Annotated in this window: 3 protein-coding genes and 1 pseudogene; 2 read left to right on the forward strand and 2 right to left on the reverse strand. The window is 69.3% G+C overall.

Going from position 1 to position 5,104, the window contains the following annotated elements; genetic code table 11:
* A partial coding sequence (gene radA / locus VN419_RS02625; RefSeq protein ID WP_325644150.1) for a DNA repair protein RadA occupies window positions 1-1,238 on the reverse strand: 1,238 nt, incomplete at its 3' end.
* Window positions 1,239-1,415: 177 nt separating this feature from the next.
* On the opposite strand from radA, the gene VN419_RS02630 reads away from it, so the two are divergent.
* Window positions 1,416-3,200 (forward strand): methyl-accepting chemotaxis protein, encoded by a 1,785-nt coding sequence (locus VN419_RS02630; protein ID WP_325644152.1) that lies wholly within the window; start codon window positions 1,416-1,418, stop codon window positions 3,198-3,200.
* A 128-nt stretch (window positions 3,201-3,328) separates the two neighbouring features.
* On the opposite strand, the gene VN419_RS02635 is transcribed toward VN419_RS02630, so the two are convergent.
* Window positions 3,329-4,447, reverse strand: a complete 1,119-nt coding sequence (locus VN419_RS02635; RefSeq protein WP_325644154.1) for a tRNA(5-methylaminomethyl-2-thiouridylate) methyltransferase — start codon at window positions 4,445-4,447, stop codon at window positions 3,329-3,331.
* Between the two features lie 136 nt (window positions 4,448-4,583).
* Between VN419_RS02635 and VN419_RS02640 the strand changes: the two are divergent.
* A pseudogene (locus VN419_RS02640) lies at window positions 4,584-5,104 on the forward strand (serine dehydratase subunit alpha family protein); the annotation flags it as partial.

Below are 5,104 nucleotides of genomic sequence, written 5' to 3' on the forward strand. Positions count from 1 at the left end.
GGGCGCACATGGCCGTTCAGGTCCAGCTCGCCCCAGAACACCGCGCCTTCCGGCAGCGGCGCGTCGTAGTACGAGGAAAGCACGGAGGCCGCAAGCCCCAGGTCGAGGCCGGGGTCGCGCAGGGCCAACCCTCCGCCCTGCTTCACGTAGATGTCGAACTGGCCGAGCGGCAGCTTGAGGCGCTTTTCCAGCACCGCCAGCAGCAGGTGCAGGCGGTTGGCGTCGAAGCCCAAAGCCGCGCGGCGGGGAATGGACAGAAAGCTTTTGGTGGCCAGGGCCTGGATCTCCACGGCAAAGGGCCTGCGCCCGTCCATGGCGAGCGAGACCGCCGCGCCGGAGAGGGTGGCGTCGCGCGCGCCCAGGAAGAAGGTCGAGGGGTCGTCCACCACGGCCAGGCCTTTTTCCTCCATGGTGAACACAAGCAGCTCGTCCGACGGGCCGAAGCGGTTTTTGAGCACGCGCAGCACGCGGGAGTAGTCGCGCCGGTCGCCCTCCAGGTAGAGCACGGTGTCCACCATGTGCTCCAGAAGTTTCGGCCCGGCGATCTGCCCGTCCTTGGTCACATGGCCCACCAGCACCAGGGTGGCCTGGGAGCGCTTCACGGCCTCCACCAGCTCGCCGGAAACGGCGCGCACCTGGCTCACGCTGCCGGGGATGCCCTCGGCCCTTGGGCTGGCCAGGGTCTGCACGGAATCGACGATGATGAGGCCGGGCTCCGCGCCCATGGCGGCCACAACGTCGAGGGCTTCATCCGCGTTGTTGGTGGCCAGGGCCATGAGCCCAGGACCGAGCAGGCCCAGGCGCTCCGCGCGGCCGCGTATCTGCGCCAGGGATTCCTCGCCCGAGACATAGACTGTGCGGGCCTTCTTGCCCTTGGCGGCCAGCTCCGCCTGGCGCGCGGCCAGTTGCAGCAGCAGGGTGCTTTTGCCTACGCCGGGCTCGCCGCCCAGCAGCAGGGCCGCGCCGGGCACAAGGCCTGCGCCCAGCAGGCCGTCCAGCTGCGGAATGCCCGTGGGCCTGGCGCGCACGGTGTCGCCGCCCAGGTCTTCCAGGGCCTCCGGGGCCGAGAGGCTGGCCGGGCGTTTGCCCGCGCCGCGCGCGCTCCAGCCGCCCAGGGAGGACGCGGCGGCCACCGCGGCCATGGTGTTCCACTCGCCGCAGGCCGTGCACTGCCCGGTCCAGCGCGGGCTTTTGGCCCCGCAGGAGGAGCAGAGGTATTCTTCGCGTTGTTTCGCCATGGGCGCTTTATGCCTGCTTTGCCCGGCGGTGACAATGTGCGCCCGCTGACGCTTTTGGCGAAAGCGCTGAATATTGCGACATAAATGTAGAGGAACAGCAAATTTTGTTGACACCTCTTGCGTGATGAATGAGAAGGTACAGCTAATATCACAGCCCCGTGCGCAAGGAGAGTGTTCATGGTTCTTGACCTCAAGAAGAAAATCGCGGGTGGTTTCGGCATATTGATTGCCATCTTCGCCCTGTCTGGCCTTGGCTCCATCCTGAATCTGCGCGAGCAGCAGGAGATCGTCCATGAGATCGTGGTCAACGACCTGCCCATGGTGGAGGTGCTGGACAAGTCCTCCGACCTTTTGCAGCTGTACCGCAAGGCGGAGAAGGACGTGCTCCTGAACATCGGCGAGCCGCAGAAACAGCAGGGGTATTTGGAGAAGCTGAAAAGCCTGAGCGCCGAGACCCGCAAGACCTTGGCCGAACTGGACAAGGCCACGGCCGCCAACGAGGACCTCTCCGCCGAAACGCGGAAGCTGCCCGCCACGGCCCTGGAAGCCTTCGGGCAGTATGACAAGGCCGTGCTGGCCCTGGCCGGGAAGCTCGCGGCCGATCCGTCCGGCAAGAGCATGGACTACCTGGCCGCCAATGCCATTTTGACCAAGGAAAAGGAGAGCGTCCACCGGACCGAATCCGCCCTGGAGGTTCTCAAGAAGGACGGCCAGGCCATGTTCCGCGACAACCAGCAAGGCTTGGCCCGGCTCTCCAAGCGGACGGAGACTCTGCTCATCGCCTCGGTGTCGGTGGGCCTTGTGGTGGGCGCGGCCATCGCCGTGCTGGTGCTTTTGTCCATCACCCGGCCCCTGGGCCGCATAGTGGACCTGGCCGGGGCCGTCGCCCGGGGCGACCTGAACGCCAGCGTGAGCGGCACCTTCACGGCCGAGATGGCCAAGCTCAAGGAGAGCATCGAGGCCATGCTGGCCGCCCTCAAGGCCAAGATAGCCGAGGCCGACGACAAGAGCGCCCAGGCGGCCGAGCAGGCCCGTCTGGCGGGCATCGCCACGGACGAGGCCAACGAGGCCAAGACCCGGGCCGAAACCGCCAAGGCCGAGGGCATGCTGCAGGCCGCCCGCCAGCTGGAGCAGGTGGTGGTCATCGTGGGCAGCGCCTCGGACGAGCTGTCCTCCCAGGTGGAGCAGTCCAGCCGGGGCACGGATGTGCAGTCCTCCCGCGTGGCCGAGACCGCCACGGCCATGGAGGAGATGAACGCCACGGTGCTTGAGGTGGCCAGAAGCGCCTCGCGCGCGGCGGAATCCTCCGACGAGGCGCGGAGAAAGGCCGAGGACGGAGCGAAGCTGGTGGTCCAGGTGGTGGAGGGCATCGGCGCCATGCAGACCATGTCCGCCGGGCTGCGCGACGACATGAACGCCCTGGGCAAGCAGGCCGAGGGCATCGGCCAGGTGCTGGGCGTCATTTCCGACATCGCCGACCAGACCAACCTGCTGGCCTTGAACGCCGCCATCGAGGCCGCGCGCGCGGGCGACGCGGGCCGGGGCTTCGCGGTCGTTGCCGACGAGGTGCGCAAGCTGGCGGAAAAGACCATGACCGCCACCCGCGAGGTGGGCGAGGCCATCCGGGGCATCCAGGACGGCACCAGGAAGAATCTTGAGGGCGTGGAGCGCGCGGCGGGCATGGTGGACCAGGCCACGGAGCTGGCCCACCGTTCCGGCGCGGCCCTGCACGAGATCGTGCAGCTGGTGGAGGCCTCCAGCGACCAGGTGCGGGCCATCGCCACCGCCAGCGAGGAGCAGTCCTCGGCCAGCGAGGAGATCAACCGCAGCATCGAGGACATCAACCGCCTCTCGGCCGAGAACGCCGGGGCCATGCGCCAGGCCTCCGAGGCCGTGGTGGAGCTGGCCGAACAGACCCAGACCCTGCGCTCGCTCATCGAGACCATGAAGCGCGGCGGCTAGCCCATCCTTCACAAAACGCACGGCCCCGGCGGGATAATCTCCTGCCGGGGCCGTTTTGCGTGGATGGGTGGTGCTTTCGCCGGCCTTTGCTGTCGCGGTTCGAAGCCGCCTTGGCGGGCCAGTGGCCCCTAAGGCTTGCGCTTCTTCCAGGCGTTCAGGGCCGCGCTCTTGGGCTCGGTCCAGCCCAGCGGCGTGCTGCGCTGCGGGGTGACGACCAGCTCGCGCGCGGGGGGGGCGCTTTTGGCGTTGCCGCGCAGCAGCAGCACCGTCACCGGGCGTCCCGCCTCGGCTTCTTCCCGGGCGCGGGGCGAGTACGACGCAGCGAAGCTGGCGGCGTCGGCCAGCACGTGCTCCGGCCAGGCCTCGGCGTCGGCCTCGGCGTCCGTCTTGGGGGCATACTGCCGCCCCAGGGCCAGGGGCCCGACCACGTCCTTGAGCCGGAAGCGCAGGTCGTTGGGCCCGCAGGCGGCCTCCAGGGCGTTGTTGGCCTGCTCGTTGCGGCCGATGGACAGCCAGAAGGGCCCGGCCCAGTACTGCCGCGCCAGGTGCGAGAGGGAAAAGTCCTCCGGCCCGGGCTCGGCCATGTGGGTGATGATGGGCAGGTAGCGCGCGGCGGGCTCGGCCTCGGCCAGGCGGCAGCCGCCCGCCGGGGTGGGAATGTCGGTGATGCCGAAGTGCGCGGCCAGCTCCAGCTGCTCCTTGCGGCCCCGGCCCCAGATGCCCGGCAGCTTCGCGCGATCCACCAGGCCGTCCTTCTCCATCTGCGTGGGGCCGAGCTTCTGGGCCGAAAGGGGCCGCAGCAGCACGTCGGCCACGCCCGCGCCCTTGCGGATGAGGTTGAGGGCGTCGGCGCGCTGGCTCATGGGCCGCTGGCCCAGCACCTCGCCGCTGACGAGGAACTTCGCGCCGAAGCGTTCCAGCAGGCCGCGCGCGTGGCGCAGCATCAGGATCTTGCAGTCCACGCAGGGGTTCATGTGCTTGCCGTAGCCGTGCTGCGGAGCCACCAGCATGTCCAGGTACAGGCGGCGCACGTCCACGGGCAGGGCCTCGATGCCGTAGGTGGCCTTCCAGTGCTCCAGCAGATGCGGCTTGCCGAAAAAGGGGCTCACGTAGTGCAGGCCCAGAACCTTGAGTCCCTGCTCCTGCAGCACCTTGATGGCCAGGATACTGTCCAGCCCGCCGGAGAAAAGCCCCAGGGCGTCCCAGCGGCGGCCCAGGTAACGATCGGAGATGTCCTTGATGTCCATGGGCGCGCTCTTACGTCAGGGGCCGCGCAAGGGCAAGAGGCGGCGCTTCCGTGCCGCCGGGGGGTATCCTTGACGCCGGGCGGCGGCCCGAATACAGCATCTGCAACCCGCAGGCCGGGTGCAGGGAGAAATATTTATGGCGTTCAGCGTGAAGGATGTTCTGCGTTTGCAGGTGGCCCCGGCCCTTGGCTGCACCGAGCCCGTGGCCGTGGCCCTGGCCGCGGCGGCGGCGGCCTCGCTTCTGCCCGGCGGCGCTGCCGCCGCGCAGCGGGTGGAGGTCTGGGTGGACCCCAACGTGTACAAGAACGGCCTGGCCGTCTCCATCCCCGGCACGGCCGGGCTGTGCGGGCTGGACACCGCCGCCGCCCTGGGCCTGTGCGGGGGCGACGCCTCCCTGCGCCTGGAGGTGCTGGACCCCGTGGCCGAGGCCGACGTGGCCCGCGCCAGGGAGCTGCTGCGCCAGGGCCGCGCCACGGTGAACCTGCTGGCCGACCGCCGGGGCCTGCTCATCCGCGCCGTGGTGACGGGTGTGGACAGTGGCGGCAAAGCGCACGAGGCCCAGGCCGTCATCGAGGGCCAGCACGACCGCATCGTGGCGCTTTCGCTTGACGGCGCGGACATCATCGCAAGCCCGCTGCTGGCCGAGGCCACGGTGGG

Source organism: Humidesulfovibrio sp., from assembly GCF_035560995.1.
GTDB lineage: Bacteria > Desulfobacterota > Desulfovibrionia > Desulfovibrionales > Desulfovibrionaceae > Humidesulfovibrio.